Genomic DNA, 13,611 nt, shown 5'->3' on the forward strand with positions numbered 1-13,611 from the left:
TGATGTGTGAATAAATTTATTCTTTCCGTTCTTTTTTTAGCTTCGGTTTCAGCAGCTGCAAAAATCAAAGTCGTGGCGACACAGCCTGATATCGCGGAAGTGGTGCAAGCCATTGGTGGCGATCAAGTGGAAGTGCAAACTCTTTTGCGTGGTTCGGAAGATCCTCACTATGCGGAAGCCCGTCCCGATTTTATTCTTAAGGTCAATCGTGCCGACGTGGTTTGCTCTGTCGGTTTGGATTTAGAAATTGGCTGGCTTCCGAAAGTTTTAAGCAAATCAGGAAATGCCAAGGTTCAAGACGGAGCCCCAGGTTCTTGCGTGCTCGGCAAAAGTGTTAAGGCCCTGGACGTTCCTGTTGGTGTGATTGATCGCTCTTTGGGTGATGTTCATGCTCACGGAAATCCTCACTTTGTTTTGTCTCCGGAAAAATTAGCCGAGAGCGGTGCTGAGGTTGTACGTGCACTTTCTCAAGCCGAGCCTGGCAAAAGCTCTGAGTTCGAGAAAAATTATGATGCATTCAAAAAGAAGATGGCGGACCTGCAAAGTCGTTTGGCGAAAACAGTAAAAAAAGCCAAGGTCATGGAGTACCACAAAGAATTTACTTATTTCTTTAACGCCTATGGATTGGAGTCCGTGGGTTCTTTGGAAGAAAAACCGGGAATGCCTCCGTCAGCAGCCCGCATTGCTCAAGTGGCGAAGCTGGCAAAAGACAATAAAGTGACTGTCCTCTTTGCAACGCCTTCCGCTCCTCACAAGACTCTTGAAAGATTTCAGGAGCTTTCCGGAGTTCCCGTTGTCGTGGTTCCTTCTTATGTTCAGAGCAGTGGCAGCACAGATGCGAAGAACATTGAAGCTCTGCAAAACTTATTAGTAAAATCTATTCCATGAGCCAAATTCTTGAAGTTCAAAATCTAAGAGCCAAAAGCCGTGAGGGACATTTTCTTTCCCCCACGGTGAATTTCGAGCTTCAAGCCGGAGAAGTGCTTTTTCTGCGTGGAGAAAACGGCGCCGGGAAAAGCACTTTGCTAAAAACTCTTTTGGGACTGCACAAGCACTACGAGGGAAAGTTCCATTTCTTAATTCCGGATAAAGACATTCAGTATTTACCACAATTGGGAAACCTGCACTTTCATTTGCCTCTGACTTTACAAGACATGCTGGATTCCACAGATCAGGCCCCGTTGTCTTTACTCAAAGGTTTGGATCTAAAAAAGAAATGGAATACCGCCAGTGGTGGCGAGCGCCAAAAAATTTTACTGGCTGCTGTCTTAGGGAAAAAGCCCCGCCTTTTGGTTTTGGATGAACCGTTTAATCACGTTGATAAAGAATCCATTCAGATTCTGGAAGATGCTTTGGGGCAATTTTTGAAAGACCATCCGGAAAGTTCTTTAGTCATCGTTTCTCACAGAGCCTTTATCCAAGATTGGGGCAAAGTTCGTTTCTTGGAGGTTCGATGAGTTCTTTCTTGGAGCTTTTGCAAATTTATCGCTGGTCTTTGCCTTCAAGTATTATTATGGCCGCTGTTCTTGCCATGATTGGATCGCAGTGGACGGCACGGGAAAAAAGCGCACAGATTTTTGTTTTGGGCCAAGGTTCCTCTTTGGGAATCGTTTTGGGTCTCGCCCTTAATATTTTATTGGGAACGGACTATCACGGATTGAATTTAATCATCGGTCTTTCTTTGGGATGGCTGACGTTATTGCTTTCGGATCTATTGATTGAGACTCGATCTGATCGCAATCATATTTATCTGACTCTTTTTGTTTTCTTTTTATCACTGACGTATCTTTTAACTTCCTTAACACCTTCACTTGAATCACATATGGCGTCTTCTTATTTTGGCGATATTGCCGTGATGAGCGATGGCGGAGCCCAGGCTTGTCTTGTGATTGGACTTATTTTCGGTGGTTTTGTCCTTTCAAACTGGCGCAAACTTTCGATGATCTCTTTTCAACTTGTGAACCATAGTTGGATTCATCGCAGTGGAAAAAACCGCCTTTTTGATATCGGCACTTTGCTTTTAACGACCATGGCCATTCAAAGCATGGGCTATCTATACACAATTGGTTCTCTGTTTATCGCAACAAGTTTTGCGGCTCATCGCAGTGCCAATTTAAATTCATACACGAAGCGAATTCTTCTGATTTCCTTTGTGGGAAGCCTTTTGGGGTTTGTCGTGTCTTTGTTATCCACGACTTTACCCACAGTTCCCTGCGTGCTGATTGGTCAAATGTTGGTAGGTTTTCTTACTTACACGAAGAAGTAATGGAAAGATGGCTGCGCTTCTTTTTTCTGTCCATCCACGTTGAATAGACAAATCACTTCCGTGCGCACACCTTTTTTAACATTGAATACCGTCAAATCGGCGTTCTCGATAATTTGGTGCAACCCACGTCCAGCTCCACCCTTATTACCATTCATGCTTCCGGCTTGGCCGTTATAGCAACTGAGCAAATAGTCGATGATGATATTTTTTGTCAATGATCCAAATGGATCTTTCACTGACACCGCCAAAAGCACACCATCACTGGCATAACGAAGTTGCGATTGTTGGTGAGTGTCCAACTGAATTTCTTCCTTGCGAGAAATATGATTGAAGATGGACTTCCCTTGAGAATCCACCGGAGCATCATAAATCGCATTCATCAGCATCTCTTCGACCACGGTATTCACGCGGTCTAAAACAGTGCTGCGAATTCCCATTTTTTTAAAGTAACTATAAAGTTCTTCGCGCAACTCTTCCCGTTGGCCAGAGTGACTCACCGTTTTTGCCTGAACTTCCACGCCCCACGTAAGATATTTTTCGATACCGAAGAGATCTTTATTAAGAAGTTTACTTAACGCCGTTAACACATAACGAATCGTGGCGTTTTTATCTTCTGCATCGCGAGAGATAATATGATCGACAAAACGATTGCGTTCTAAAATTTGCAAATTCCCCTGCACGTCTTTGCTTGTCAGCAGAACCGCGTAAGGCGAAGACTTATTGTCGTACACATCTTTAAGGATATCGACACAGGCTTCCTCGCACAGAACGATGTCATATTTATTTTCTGCAAGGAAAGCGCGTCCCATTTCAGAATCATTGGCGATATCGAGTTGAACGCCCGTTCCGCCCAAAGCCATGCGAATCGGAAGCTGTTGTTTTTTATCAGGCTCTACAAGGAGAACCTTACCACCACCGCTTTTTTCGATCGCACTTTGCGCTTCGTGAAGCTCGCGATTGAGAATTTCAAAAAGGCGGGCCTTTTCGTTGGTTCTCATCAATCTTTCGGTAAGAATAAAGCAGTAGATTTGAAAGAGCAGAGCTTGAAAACGATCTTTATCTTTAGGATGAACGTGAGCAAAGTCCTCGGAACGAATCACAAAACATTCCACCGGACTGAGAGCTTTCACCGTTGTGGAGGTCAGATTGGAGGTGATGACACTCATCTCTCCAAAAACCTCTCCTGGTGTTTCTAACGTTGCAATCACTTCTCCAGCTAAGGATACCTCCACTTTTCCCGAGCGCAGGAAAAAGAGAGAGCTATTCTTTTTTGCTTCTTGCAAAATGAAGCTGTTAGCAGGAAATGATTCGGTATGAATCATCGCCGATGCTTGGAGGAGAAGGTCTTCGCTAAAAGACTTAAAAAAAGAAAAAGCTTTAATTTCCTTGGCGATTTCAGCCGGATGCAACTTCATATGCTTTCAATTATGTAATTAGTTGTGAGGGGTTGACCAGAATCGTCTTGAATATTTTGGGGAATAAAAGAAAATTAAGTCTATCGTCGGTATACGGAGGTTCTTTGTACCCGGTCATCGTTATTTCGCCGTCCTTACAAATTCCGACTTATTATTTTGTCCTCAGTGCGACTGTTTGCATTTGTTTGTTTTGGCTTGTGCGAAGAACAGCGCGCTTTCAACTTTCCCGAAAGATCACGCTGGACCTAAGTCTTGTGATCATGATTGCGGGATTTATCGGCGGCCGATTGTTTCATGTCTTCTATGAAGACTTCGACTACTATCGTGAAGACCCTTGGCGCATTCTCCATTTTTGGAACGGCGGTTTTGTTTTTTACGGTGGAGCTTTGCTTGCCGGCTTTTTCAGTGCGCTCTTTTTAACTTTCAAAACCCGCAAAAGTTGTGAAGCTTACATGGATCTTTTTGCTCCCGTTGTTTCCTTTTCTTATGCGGCGGGAAGAACAGCTTGCCTGCTAGCGGGCTGTTGTTACGGAAGATATTGCGAGTTGCCTTGGGCCGTGGACGGAAGACACCCGACCCAAGCTTACGCCGCTCTTTGGGAGCTGGGTGTTTTATTTATTCTTTTGGGATTGGAAAATATCCCGCGCGAGCAAAGACGCATTTCTTATTTTAAACATTCTGGAAGTATCTTTTTTCTGTGGATGATTCTGCACGCAACAGGCCGACTATTGATGGAGTCCCTCCGCGATGATTTCCGTGGGCCTTCATTAGGACTTTCGATTTCCAGTTGGATCAGCCTCTGTGTTATTTTCTTGGGATTCTATTTACTTTTCAGGAAACCAGCACACCGGAGCTCGACACGAGCCTCCTAGCTGGCAAAGAGCACCTTGCACATACGTATCCATACGGCACTGATCCGACGGATAGCTATTGCGAATTAAATCCGCTGCAGGCTTTTCTGAAACTTCAAGACTGACAGGCACATAGTCACGGTAAGAATATTTCTGCAAAAGACGCATCATCTCTAAACCTGCCTGCATCGTTCTTGCGCAATCCCTGTTTTCACCGCAAAGCTTTTCAACTTGTGGATCAATGTTTGTAATGAGATCCGGATATTTTTTAAGAAGATCCGGCAAACATTGAGAAGCCGCAAAAAAATCAGACTGCCCTTCTGCTGAAGCCCAATCCGCGCCGGGAATAGTTTGTAGAGGCTCGCCGCCAAGAATGTGCCCAAGTTCATGACAAAGAACCGCCGTCAAAGCTCCTGGCGTAGCACCCGGCGCACGAGCCATTCCTCCCCAGATTGAAATCTGCATAGAATCGGAATTCTTTTTCGCGAAAGCTGCGAAGTAAGGACTTTCCCACTCAAAAGGAATCGTGAGGGGAAGCCCTGTTTGCTGGAGGACGCGTGTGTAGTTTTGCGTGATAAATTTGCCGATCACGGAAGCATAGTCGATCATCGTCAGAGAAGAAACATTGACGGAGCCCACGGGCAGATAAAAATAATCGTTATTTTCGGATTGCGCATGCACTTGGCGATTGCTGGATTTACTTTTGATTAAACTGCGCGGAGACTGCACCATTCCCACAAGGAAAATCAGAAGAAGACTGGCAAGAATGTAGGGAAGAATTTTTTTAAACGACATAACGGCGGACAAATTATCACAGTTTGCGAGTGATAGATACCCTTTGAAATGATTCTAAGCCCCTGACATAAAATGTCTCATATTGAGACTTTCCCTCGAGGAAAGGCACCTGGTACCTTTTCTCGGAGTGACGCAAATTGGCCTCTTCTAAAATTCGTTAAACAGTCTTGGCTGCCTCTATTTGATTTTATCCATGTATGACTGCAAGGCTTTCGTGGCATGACTCCTGAATTGCAGATTATCTGAAGAAGTCTATCGAGAAAACGAGAGAGGTTTATATGAAGAGGCTTATTACATCATTTTTGGCATTTAGTGCCGTGTTGATGGTCAGCTGTGCGAAGGACGACGGCGGAGGACAAACAATTGTTACTCAACCGATTATCACGTGCCCGGCGGGACAAGTTCCTAGTGGAAATGTATGTGTCAATGGCACAGGCGTTGTTCCTAATACAGGAACAGTGCGCTACTACGACTACAACAGATATTTCTATAACAACGGTTGGAATATCGCGACTCAAAACGGTAATATGCAAATCGTAAATCAAGAAGCTTTCAAAGAGTTCTTGAAACAAGCGATGGGTGTGTGTGACAGACTTGTCTGGGGCTGGGATGGTGGTCTTGGCAAATGTGAAAACTGGGTATCTGGATCATTCCAAGTTGAATTCAGCATTGATTCTTCATTGAAACCGGCTGTGTCCTTCACGGCTTATCCTGCTCCGAACTGGTACCAGTATTCGATTAGTATCGGTTTGGTTGGTGGCGGTATTGCGTTCAATCCACTTTACTTGAATCAACAAAACACGTTCAGTTTAATTAACAATAGTAAAGGTTTTGAAATCAGAGCCCAAGGTTCTTACTGGAATGGTGGCGGATTGAAATTGATCCAAATCCAAGTTCTTCAAGGAACTTTGAACGACGGTTATTTCACATACGATCTTTACTTCCCGTATAACAACGTGGCTACGAAGATCGCGACTGGAAAATTTAAACGTCGCTAAGCTCCGCGTCTTGCACTCGTTGCAAGAGTTCGTAAAATTAAAAGTATGACCGAACCTCAAGCTCGACAGGTCAAATGCCCACAGTGTGGGCGTTTGACTTTGTACACAGTAGATAATCCTTTCCGACCTTTCTGTTCAGAGAGATGTCGACTCATCGATCTTGGTGAGTGGGCCAGCGAATCTTACAGAATTCCCACTAGTGGTTCTTCAAGTGATTCTTTAACTTCTTCTGAAGATGACTACGACGATTCATCGGACAACGAACATTAATCAGCGCGAAACTCGCACTCAGAGTCGTTTTCACATTTTGCTATTGACGAAATTTAGTTTTTGAATTTTGATTGGGCTGTCATTGGATGACGAAGAGTTATCATCAAGATTTTAATTACAACGCAAGACACACAAAAGTGTCTGAAAGAGGAGTTCACATGAACAAAGCACAACTCATCGAAAAAATCGCAGCTGAAACAAAAGTTTCTAAAGCTCAAGCTGAAGCAATCCTTGATTGCGCAGTAGAAAACATCAAAAAGTCTGTTAAAAAAGGCGACGATGTTAAACTTGTTGGTTTCGGAACATTCACAAAAGCTAAGCGTAAAGCTCGCACTGGTCGCAATCCACAAACTGGTAAAGCAATCAAAATCCCAGCTGCTTGGGCTCCAAAATTCCGCGCTGGCGCAGAATTCAAATCAATGGTTAAGTAATCGTTTTTAACGATTAAAACCTAAAAAGGCGTTCCCTCGGGAGCGCCTTTTTTATTTTGTCTATCCTCGAAAGCTCCGGTAGCCTTTCTCTATGGCTCAATTTACAAAAAAAATTACGAGAATCGGTGTTTATACGAGTGGTGGCGATGCTCCCGGAATGAATGCGGCTATTCGTGCCGTCGTTCGCGTGGGTATTGCACAAAATTTGGAAGTTTACGGTGTTCACAACGGCTACGTTGGGATGATCGAAAACAAAATCCAGCCTCTGCAACTTCGTGACATGGCAAACATCATTCAAAGAGGCGGAACGATTCTAAAAACCGGTCGTTCAACAGAGTTCATGAAACCTGAAGGTCGCGCAAAAGCCGCGCAACATCTGAAAGACGCAGGCATTGATGCTCTTGTCTGCATTGGTGGTGATGGTTCTTTCCGCGGCGCTCATGCTCTGTGGGAAGAACATCAAATTCCCGTCGTCGGTGTTCCTGGCACTATTGACAATGATATCTATGGCAGTGACAAAACCATCGGCTTTGATACTGCGGTGAACACGGCTCTTGAAGCCATCGACAGAATTCGTGACACGGCCGCTTCTCATGATCGTCTTTTTATCGTGGAAGTGATGGGAAGAAATTCTGGATTTATTGCTTCGCACGTCGGACTTGCCGGTGGAGCCGAAGAAATCTTCACACCCGAGGGAAATACGACAGTTGAAAAAGCTCTGGATCATATCAAAGATGGTATTTCTCGTGGAAAAACCAGTAGTATTCTTGTGACCGCTGAAGGTCAAAAGCCAGGTCGCGCTTACGACTTGGCAGACGCGATTCGCAAAAAATCCGGTATGGATGCAAAAGTTTGTATTCTGGGACATCAACAGCGTGGAGGTTCTCCGACGGCGGCAGATCGTATTTTGGCCAGCCGCATGGGTGCTGCCGCTGTGGATTCTCTCTTAAAGGGATATTGTGACATCATGATTGGTACCGAGGGCGAACGTCTTATTCAGGTTCCTCTGGATCTAGTCACTAAGCACGAGAAAAAATCCCAACTGGATCTGATCTCTTTAGCAAATATTCTTGCGACGTAGAGCTTCGTTCGAAGCTCTCTGACTTTTTATCTTGACCTCAGATTTGGATGCTTGAATTCTATGGGATATTCCATTCGAAAATGAGGTCTTATGAAACGCCTACTCTTAGCTCTGCTCTTGATCTTGCCGCTTCTTTCCGGCTGCACAAAAAAAGAAAATGAAATCGTTATCGGTGAATACGATTCCTTAACTGGAAGTGATGCTACTTTTGGTTTGAGTTCAAATAAAGGCGTGCGCTTGGCCCTAGATGAAATCAATGCAGCTGGCGGAGTGAAAGGCAAAAAAATCAACTTGGTAACTTTGGATGACCAAGGGAAAAACGAAGAAGCAGCGGCGGCGACGACTCGTTTGATCACTCAGAATAAAGTTGTTGCGATTATCGGTGGTGTTGCCAGCGGTCGCTCTAAAGCGGCAGCGCCAATTGCGCAAACCAACAAGGTTCCATTTGTTTCTCCAGCTTCCACAAATCCGGATGTGACTAAAGCGGGAGATTATATTTTCCGCATTTGCTTTATTGATCCGTTTCAAGGTTTTGTGATGGCGAAATTTGCCACAGAAAATTTGAAAATGAAAAAAGCGGCGATCCTGCGCGACGTAAAAAATGACTACAGCGTGGGTCTTGCGGACGTTTTTGCTGCAGAATTCAAAAAACGTGGCGGTGAAATCGTTGCTGACTTAAGTTATCAAGCGGGAGACATCGACTTCAAAGCGCAATTAACGCAAATCCGCTCTAAAAATCCTGAGGGCATCTATGTCCCCGGTTATTACACGGAAGTGGGATTGATTGCTCAACAAGCTCGTCAATTGGGTATAAAAGCTCCGCTGATGGGCGGCGATGGCTGGGACAGTGATAAACTTTCTGAAATCGGGAAAGAAGCTATCAACGGCAACTACTACTCAAATCACTACACAACAGAGTCTTCAGACCCTGCTGTCACTGAGTTCATCAAAAAGTTCAAAGCGAAATACAACGAAACTCCGGATGCTTTGGCAGCCTTGGGTTACGATGCCGCGAGAATCCTAGTTGCTGCAATTGAGCGCGCTCCTGACTTGTCAGGCAAAGCCATTCGTGATGAACTAGCTAAGACGAAAGATTTCGGCGGAGTTACCGGAAAAATCACTTTGAATGAAAATCGCGATGCTGTGAAAAGTGCTGTGATCATTCAAGTGGACGGAAACAACCGCAAGTACGTCACGACGATCACTCCATAAGGACGGTGCATGCAGGATTTCATTCAACATCTCATCAACGGTATCAGTCTTGGCTCTATTTACGCACTGATCGCCCTTGGCTACACGATGGTGTATGGAATCCTGAAAATGATCAACTTCGCACACTCGGATGTTTACATGGTGGGCGCTTTTGCTGCCTACTATGTCGCCCGCTTCTTCGGCATTGATGCCAGCCCCGGTGTTGCGACTCTTGTAACTCTTCTTCTGGTGTCGATGGTTTGTTGCAGTCTTCTGGGCCTTGCCATTGAACGTCTTGCTTATCGCCCCCTTCGCAAAGCTCCTAAATTAAATATTCTGATCACCGCTATCGGTGTGAGCTTGTTTTTGGAATACGCGGGCCAAGTTGTTTTTGGTGCCGACCCAAAAGTATTTCCAGAAGTGATGAAGGATTTTGTTCTATTCAATATCGGCGATGTCGAGTTGAAATCCTTCGACGTCACAGTTCTAATAGTGAGTTTGATTGCCATGCTCGCTTTGCAGTTCCTCATTTTCAAAACTAAAATCGGGCGGGCGATGCGTGCCGTGAGTGCTAATGCTTCTGTTGCCAGTTTGCTCGGTGTAAATCCAGACCGTATTATTGCATTCACATTTATCGTGGGTTCTTCCCTTGCAGGCGTCGGCAGCGTTCTTGTCGGCATGAAATATCCAAAAATTGATCCGTTGATGGGAATGATGATTGGCCTTAAGGCTTTCGTAGCTGCGGTTCTTGGCGGCATCGGCAATGTCGGCGGCGCTGTTTTAGGTGCTTTGATCATGGGTCTGTCTGAAGAAATGGTGGTCGCCTATCTTTCAAGCACTTATCGCGACGCTTTGGCTTTCGGGATTTTGATTGTGATTTTGATCTTTAAACCTGCAGGTCTTCTGGGCAAATACACGGTGGAGAAAGTCTAATGGTGAAAGCTTTTAAGTTTCCTCTTCTTGCCATTGTCGCTCTGTCTGTTCTGGGACTTGTTTTAGATTTTGGTCTTAATGCTTATTTTCAACTGATCTTGTTATTTGCTCTTGTAAATTGTCTTCTTTCTATGAGTTTAAATTTGGTGAATGGCTACACGGGACAGTTCTCGCTAGGTCACGCTGGATTTATGGCTATCGGTGCTTATTTTTCCGCTTACGCCAATACTCATTGGGATATTTTACCTCCTCCAGTACAAGCTCTTGAGTTTTTTATTTACGCTTTCGGTGCGGGCTTGGTTGCCGCAGCGGCGGGATTCCTTGTGGGACTGCCTTCTTTACGTTTGAAGGGTGACTATCTTGCCATCGTGACTTTGGGCTTTGGCGAAATCATTCGTGTGGCTTTACTGAATATGGACTTCCTGGGCGGTCCTCGGGGTTACTCGAATATTCCTGGATTTAGCTCTTTCTTATTTTCGTTTATTTTCGCTTCTTTGTGGCTGGTGATTTGTTTCTTCACAATCTGGCGTGTGATGCACTCCACTTATGGCCGTGGCTTCTTAAGCGTGCGCGAAGATGAAATTGCGGCTGAGGCCATGGGCATCAACACCACTCGCATGAAAGTGCGAGCCTTCGTTCTTTCCAGTTTCTTTGCCGGTGTTGCGGGTTCTTTATTCTCTCACTTTACGAATTTTATCAGCCCATCCTCATTCACATTCTTGCAAAGCGTGAATGCCGTGATCATGGTCGTTCTGGGCGGCATGGGATCTATGACGGGTTCTATTGTGGCAGCGATCTTTATCACCATTCTTCCGGAAGCTTTACGTCCTTTGCAGGAAATCACAGGTGTTGATTTGCGTATGGTGATTTATTCTTTGTCTTTGGTGCTTGTAATGATCTTACGTCCTAAAGGTCTTTTCGGAGACTTGGAAATCACTGATGTCTGGAGAAAATATGTCCGACGTTCTGCTTGAAGCTCGTAAGATCACCATGCAGTTTGGCGGTCTTAAAGCCGTCGACTCCTTGGAATTCCAAATTAAAAAAGGTCAGCTTGCGGGTCTGATCGGACCTAATGGCGCCGGTAAAACAACGGTCTTTAATATGCTCACGGGCGTTTATGCGCCCACACTGGGCGACGTCGCTCTTGAAGGAAAATCTTTGAAAGGTCTTAAACCTTATGAGATTTCCCATCGTGGTGTGACGAGAACTTTTCAAAACATCCGTCTTTTTAAAGGCCTTACTGTTTTGGACAATGTTTTGATCGCGGGCCATCAGCACATGCACTACGGACTTGTTGATACTCTTTTGCAAACACCGCGCTTTAGGAAAGCCGAAGGTGCTTTACAAGACAAAGCCATGAGTCTGCTTAAAATCTTTCATTTAGATGAAAAGGCCCACAAGCCCGCAAGCTCTCTTCCTTATGGAGAGCAAAGAAAGCTTGAGATCGTGCGTGCGCTGGCGACAGATCCGAAAATTATTCTTTTGGATGAGCCTGCTGCCGGAATGAATCACTCCGAGACTCACCATTTAATGGAAACCATCGCAAAAATTCGCGAGCAATTCAATCTGACCGTTTTGTTGATTGAACACGATATGAAACTGGTGATGGGTATTTGCGAAAATATCATTGTTCTGGATCACGGTGTAAAAATCGAAGAAGGCAATCCAGAGAAAGTTCAAAGCTCACAAAAAGTGATCGAGGCCTACCTGGGCGTTGAGGAGAAAGAATGAGCTCTCCCCTTTTGATAGTTGAAAATCTTGAAGTCTTCTATGGTTCCATCCAGGCTTTGAAAGGTATTAGCTTCACCGTGAACGAAGGTGAAGTGGTTTCTTTGATCGGCGCGAACGGTGCCGGCAAAACAACGACCTTGCGAGCTATTTCGGGCCTTGTTCCCAATAGCGGTCAGATTTCTTTTAACGGACAAAATTTAAACGTCGTTCCTACATTCAAACGTGTAGGACTGGGAATCGCTCAATCTCCTGAGGGGCGCGGTGTTTTTCCTCAGATGAGCGTCTATGAAAATCTAGAGATGGGCGCTTACTCCCGCTCAGACAAAGCCGAAATTAAAAAAGATCTTGAGATGTGTTTTGAGCTTTTCCCGCGCTTAAAAGAGCGTATCACACAAATGGCGGGCACTCTTTCCGGTGGCGAGCAACAGATGCTCGCGATCAGTCGCGCTTTGATGTGCAAACCGAAACTGTTATTGCTGGATGAACCGTCTTTGGGATTAGCTCCACTGATCGTGGCACAAATCTTTGAAATCGTAAAAAAGTTGAATAAAGAAGGCATGACAGTTCTGTTGGTAGAACAGAATGCCCGTATGGCTTTAAAGATTTCACACCGCGCTTACGTTTTAGAAACAGGTCGTATTGTCATGCAAGACTCAGCACAAAACCTACTCAATAACGATGAAGTTCGTAAGGCTTACCTTGGTGTTTAAAAATAAAAAAACTCCGAAATCGCAACTCCGGAGTTTTAAATTTATTTTTCAATTCTAAGTTCTATTTTCCGCCACTACCGTCATCACAGAACATGACTCCCGGAGGCAAGATCTTCCAACGGCACTTCATGCCACCTGCCGCGATAAGCTCTGTTTCAATGCGAGCGAAAGACTCTTCACCTTCAATCGTAAATTCACGTGGTTCATCCACAAGAACTTGATCACTGATCGCTTCCGTTGAAAACGGAATCACCTTAGATCCTAAAACACGGTCACCACTGACCATCGAAAATTTCAGTTCCAATTTTGTGTCTACATTTGGATCTTTCATAAACTGTTTGTCGTATTTCGCATTCAGGATACGAATGAACACCAAAGATTCGCGATCAGAAATTTCAATAGAAGAACCGGCAATCATGGGAATTTCTTCACCATTTTTAAGAAGAGAGAGTTTTACATCCACATCACCTCTCAAAGATTTTTTCTTGATACGAAGATCGTAACCATAGTCCAATCCCGTTGTCGTGTGCGAGTAATAAGGGAAATCTCTTTTAGAAGTACAAGGCTCCATGCAAGATTTCTCACGAACCTGCCCAAGCGCAGACGTGGCAGTCACGGACATCACCATCAAACCCAAAAGGGCCATCGCTTTCATTTTCATCGGTCGATCCTTTGTCTTTTGTTTATTTTATGAAAACACGAAGTGCAGATATCATTCCCCAACAAAGACTTTGAGAGTTTTTATGAGCGGATTCTGAATTACCAAAATAACTCGGGTAATCTGCGCCCAGAGCTACTATATACAACTAAGCTTCTAACTAAGTTTTCTTGATAAAAAGCACCTCACGGCCTTCAACTGACAATATTTTAACCACATGACAAATTTAGGGAAATACATTGAACGTTGTCGGTTTTGCTGGCTGGGAGGGCTGTGGGGAG

At 44.6% G+C, this 13,611-nt stretch carries 16 protein-coding genes; 13 read left to right on the forward strand and 3 right to left on the reverse strand.

Translation table 11 applies throughout. From position 1 onward, the window contains the following. Positions 1-6: 6 nt before the first annotated feature. Genes ACL934_RS17035 through ACL934_RS17045 form a run of 3 tightly spaced genes read left to right on the forward strand, consistent with a single transcriptional unit; the run spans position 7 to position 2,266 of the window. Positions 7-888 (forward strand): metal ABC transporter substrate-binding protein, encoded by an 882-nt coding sequence (locus tag ACL934_RS17035; RefSeq protein WP_374075520.1) that lies wholly within the window; start codon positions 7-9, stop codon positions 886-888. Continuing rightward, on the forward strand, positions 885-1,457 hold the full coding sequence (locus tag ACL934_RS17040) for an ABC transporter ATP-binding protein (protein WP_374075522.1): 573 nt from the start codon (positions 885-887) through the stop codon (positions 1,455-1,457). Before ACL934_RS17035 ends, ACL934_RS17040 begins: the two co-directional genes overlap by 4 nt. Continuing rightward, positions 1,454-2,266: a metal ABC transporter permease gene (locus ACL934_RS17045; protein ID WP_374075524.1), complete on the forward strand. Its 813-nt coding sequence runs from the start codon at positions 1,454-1,456 to the stop codon at positions 2,264-2,266. Before ACL934_RS17040 ends, ACL934_RS17045 begins: the two co-directional genes overlap by 4 nt. Here the strand turns inward: ACL934_RS17045 and ACL934_RS17050 are convergent. Continuing rightward, on the reverse strand, positions 2,251-3,681 hold the full coding sequence (locus tag ACL934_RS17050) for a cyclic nucleotide-binding domain-containing protein (RefSeq protein ID WP_374075526.1): 1,431 nt from the start codon (positions 3,679-3,681) through the stop codon (positions 2,251-2,253). The genes ACL934_RS17045 and ACL934_RS17050 overlap by 16 nt on opposite strands. Positions 3,682-3,785: 104 nt before the next feature. On the opposite strand from ACL934_RS17050, the gene ACL934_RS17055 reads away from it, so the two are divergent. Beyond that, positions 3,786-4,553 carry a prolipoprotein diacylglyceryl transferase gene (locus ACL934_RS17055; protein ID WP_374075527.1) on the forward strand — a complete coding sequence of 256 codons (768 nt, stop codon included), beginning with the start codon at positions 3,786-3,788 and terminating at the stop codon, positions 4,551-4,553. On the opposite strand, the gene ACL934_RS17060 is transcribed toward ACL934_RS17055, so the two are convergent. Further along, positions 4,506-5,327, reverse strand: a complete 822-nt coding sequence (locus ACL934_RS17060; protein WP_413612652.1) for a hypothetical protein — start codon at positions 5,325-5,327, stop codon at positions 4,506-4,508. The two genes, ACL934_RS17055 and ACL934_RS17060, sit on opposite strands and share 48 nt — an antisense overlap. Before the next feature lie 278 nt (positions 5,328-5,605). Between ACL934_RS17060 and ACL934_RS17065 the strand changes: the two genes are divergently transcribed. The 9 genes from ACL934_RS17065 to ACL934_RS17105 all read left to right on the forward strand — a co-directional run bounded on the left by ACL934_RS17065 (position 5,606) and on the right by ACL934_RS17105 (position 12,672). Next, positions 5,606-6,325 (forward strand): hypothetical protein, encoded by a 720-nt coding sequence (locus ACL934_RS17065; RefSeq protein ID WP_374075530.1) that lies wholly within the window; start codon positions 5,606-5,608, stop codon positions 6,323-6,325. A 45-nt stretch (positions 6,326-6,370) separates the two neighbouring features. Beyond that, complete coding sequence (locus ACL934_RS17070; protein ID WP_374075532.1) at positions 6,371-6,595, forward strand: DNA gyrase inhibitor YacG; 225 nt, start codon at positions 6,371-6,373, stop codon at positions 6,593-6,595. Between the two features lie 158 nt (positions 6,596-6,753). Then, a complete protein-coding gene (locus tag ACL934_RS17075; RefSeq protein ID WP_295905919.1) occupies positions 6,754-7,026 on the forward strand; it encodes an HU family DNA-binding protein in 273 nt (90 codons plus the stop codon). 91 nt (positions 7,027-7,117) lie between these two features. Beyond that, the gene (gene pfkA / locus ACL934_RS17080; RefSeq protein WP_374075534.1) at positions 7,118-8,107 is read left to right on the forward strand and encodes a 6-phosphofructokinase; all 990 of its coding nucleotides are present in this window, start codon (positions 7,118-7,120) and stop codon (positions 8,105-8,107) included. 90 nt (positions 8,108-8,197) lie between these two features. After that, positions 8,198-9,319, forward strand: coding sequence for an ABC transporter substrate-binding protein (locus ACL934_RS17085; protein WP_374075536.1), 1,122 nt, complete (start codon positions 8,198-8,200; stop codon positions 9,317-9,319). 9 nt (positions 9,320-9,328) lie between these two features. After that, on the forward strand, positions 9,329-10,231 hold the full coding sequence (locus ACL934_RS17090) for a branched-chain amino acid ABC transporter permease (protein ID WP_374075538.1): 903 nt from the start codon (positions 9,329-9,331) through the stop codon (positions 10,229-10,231). Further along, complete coding sequence (locus ACL934_RS17095; RefSeq protein ID WP_374075541.1) at positions 10,231-11,205, forward strand: branched-chain amino acid ABC transporter permease; 975 nt, start codon at positions 10,231-10,233, stop codon at positions 11,203-11,205. Before ACL934_RS17090 ends, ACL934_RS17095 begins: the two co-directional genes overlap by 1 nt. Further along, positions 11,186-11,962 carry an ABC transporter ATP-binding protein gene (locus ACL934_RS17100; protein WP_374075543.1) on the forward strand — a complete coding sequence of 259 codons (777 nt, stop codon included), beginning with the start codon at positions 11,186-11,188 and terminating at the stop codon, positions 11,960-11,962. Before ACL934_RS17095 ends, ACL934_RS17100 begins: the two co-directional genes overlap by 20 nt. Then, positions 11,959-12,672 carry an ABC transporter ATP-binding protein gene (locus ACL934_RS17105; RefSeq protein ID WP_374075544.1) on the forward strand — a complete coding sequence of 238 codons (714 nt, stop codon included), beginning with the start codon at positions 11,959-11,961 and terminating at the stop codon, positions 12,670-12,672. The genes ACL934_RS17100 and ACL934_RS17105 overlap by 4 nt, the downstream gene beginning before the upstream one ends. 61 nt (positions 12,673-12,733) lie before the next feature. On the opposite strand, the gene ACL934_RS17110 is transcribed toward ACL934_RS17105, so the two are convergent. After that, a complete protein-coding gene (locus tag ACL934_RS17110) occupies positions 12,734-13,333 on the reverse strand; it encodes a hypothetical protein (RefSeq protein WP_374075546.1) in 600 nt (199 codons plus the stop codon). Between the last annotated feature and the right edge of the window lie 278 nt (positions 13,334-13,611).

This window comes from Bdellovibrio sp. HCB-110 (genome assembly GCF_047323225.1).
Lineage (GTDB): Bacteria > Bdellovibrionota > Bdellovibrionia > Bdellovibrionales > Bdellovibrionaceae > Bdellovibrio.

What these genes read in the sequence shown, in the direction of transcription:
- ACL934_RS17040 (WP_374075522.1), top strand. Translation starts at nt 885, where the DNA reads ATGAGCCAAATTCTTGAAGTTCAAAATCTAAGAGCCAAAAGCCGTGAG.
- ACL934_RS17045 (WP_374075524.1), top strand. Translation starts at nt 1,454, where the DNA reads ATGAGTTCTTTCTTGGAGCTTTTGCAAATTTATCGCTGGTCTTTGCCT.
- ACL934_RS17050 (WP_374075526.1), bottom strand. Translation starts at nt 3,681, where the DNA reads ATGAAGTTGCATCCGGCTGAAATCGCCAAGGAAATTAAAGCTTTTTCT.
- ACL934_RS17060 (WP_413612652.1), bottom strand. Translation starts at nt 5,327, where the DNA reads ATGTCGTTTAAAAAAATTCTTCCCTACATTCTTGCCAGTCTTCTTCTG.
- ACL934_RS17065 (WP_374075530.1), top strand. Translation starts at nt 5,606, where the DNA reads ATGAAGAGGCTTATTACATCATTTTTGGCATTTAGTGCCGTGTTGATG.
- ACL934_RS17070 (WP_374075532.1), top strand. Translation starts at nt 6,371, where the DNA reads ATGACCGAACCTCAAGCTCGACAGGTCAAATGCCCACAGTGTGGGCGT.
- ACL934_RS17075 (WP_295905919.1), top strand. Translation starts at nt 6,754, where the DNA reads ATGAACAAAGCACAACTCATCGAAAAAATCGCAGCTGAAACAAAAGTT.
- pfkA (WP_374075534.1), top strand. Translation starts at nt 7,118, where the DNA reads ATGGCTCAATTTACAAAAAAAATTACGAGAATCGGTGTTTATACGAGT.
- ACL934_RS17085 (WP_374075536.1), top strand. Translation starts at nt 8,198, where the DNA reads ATGAAACGCCTACTCTTAGCTCTGCTCTTGATCTTGCCGCTTCTTTCC.
- ACL934_RS17090 (WP_374075538.1), top strand. Translation starts at nt 9,329, where the DNA reads ATGCAGGATTTCATTCAACATCTCATCAACGGTATCAGTCTTGGCTCT.
- ACL934_RS17095 (WP_374075541.1), top strand. Translation starts at nt 10,231, where the DNA reads ATGGTGAAAGCTTTTAAGTTTCCTCTTCTTGCCATTGTCGCTCTGTCT.
- ACL934_RS17100 (WP_374075543.1), top strand. Translation starts at nt 11,186, where the DNA reads ATGTCCGACGTTCTGCTTGAAGCTCGTAAGATCACCATGCAGTTTGGC.
- ACL934_RS17105 (WP_374075544.1), top strand. Translation starts at nt 11,959, where the DNA reads ATGAGCTCTCCCCTTTTGATAGTTGAAAATCTTGAAGTCTTCTATGGT.
- ACL934_RS17110 (WP_374075546.1), bottom strand. Translation starts at nt 13,333, where the DNA reads ATGAAAATGAAAGCGATGGCCCTTTTGGGTTTGATGGTGATGTCCGTG.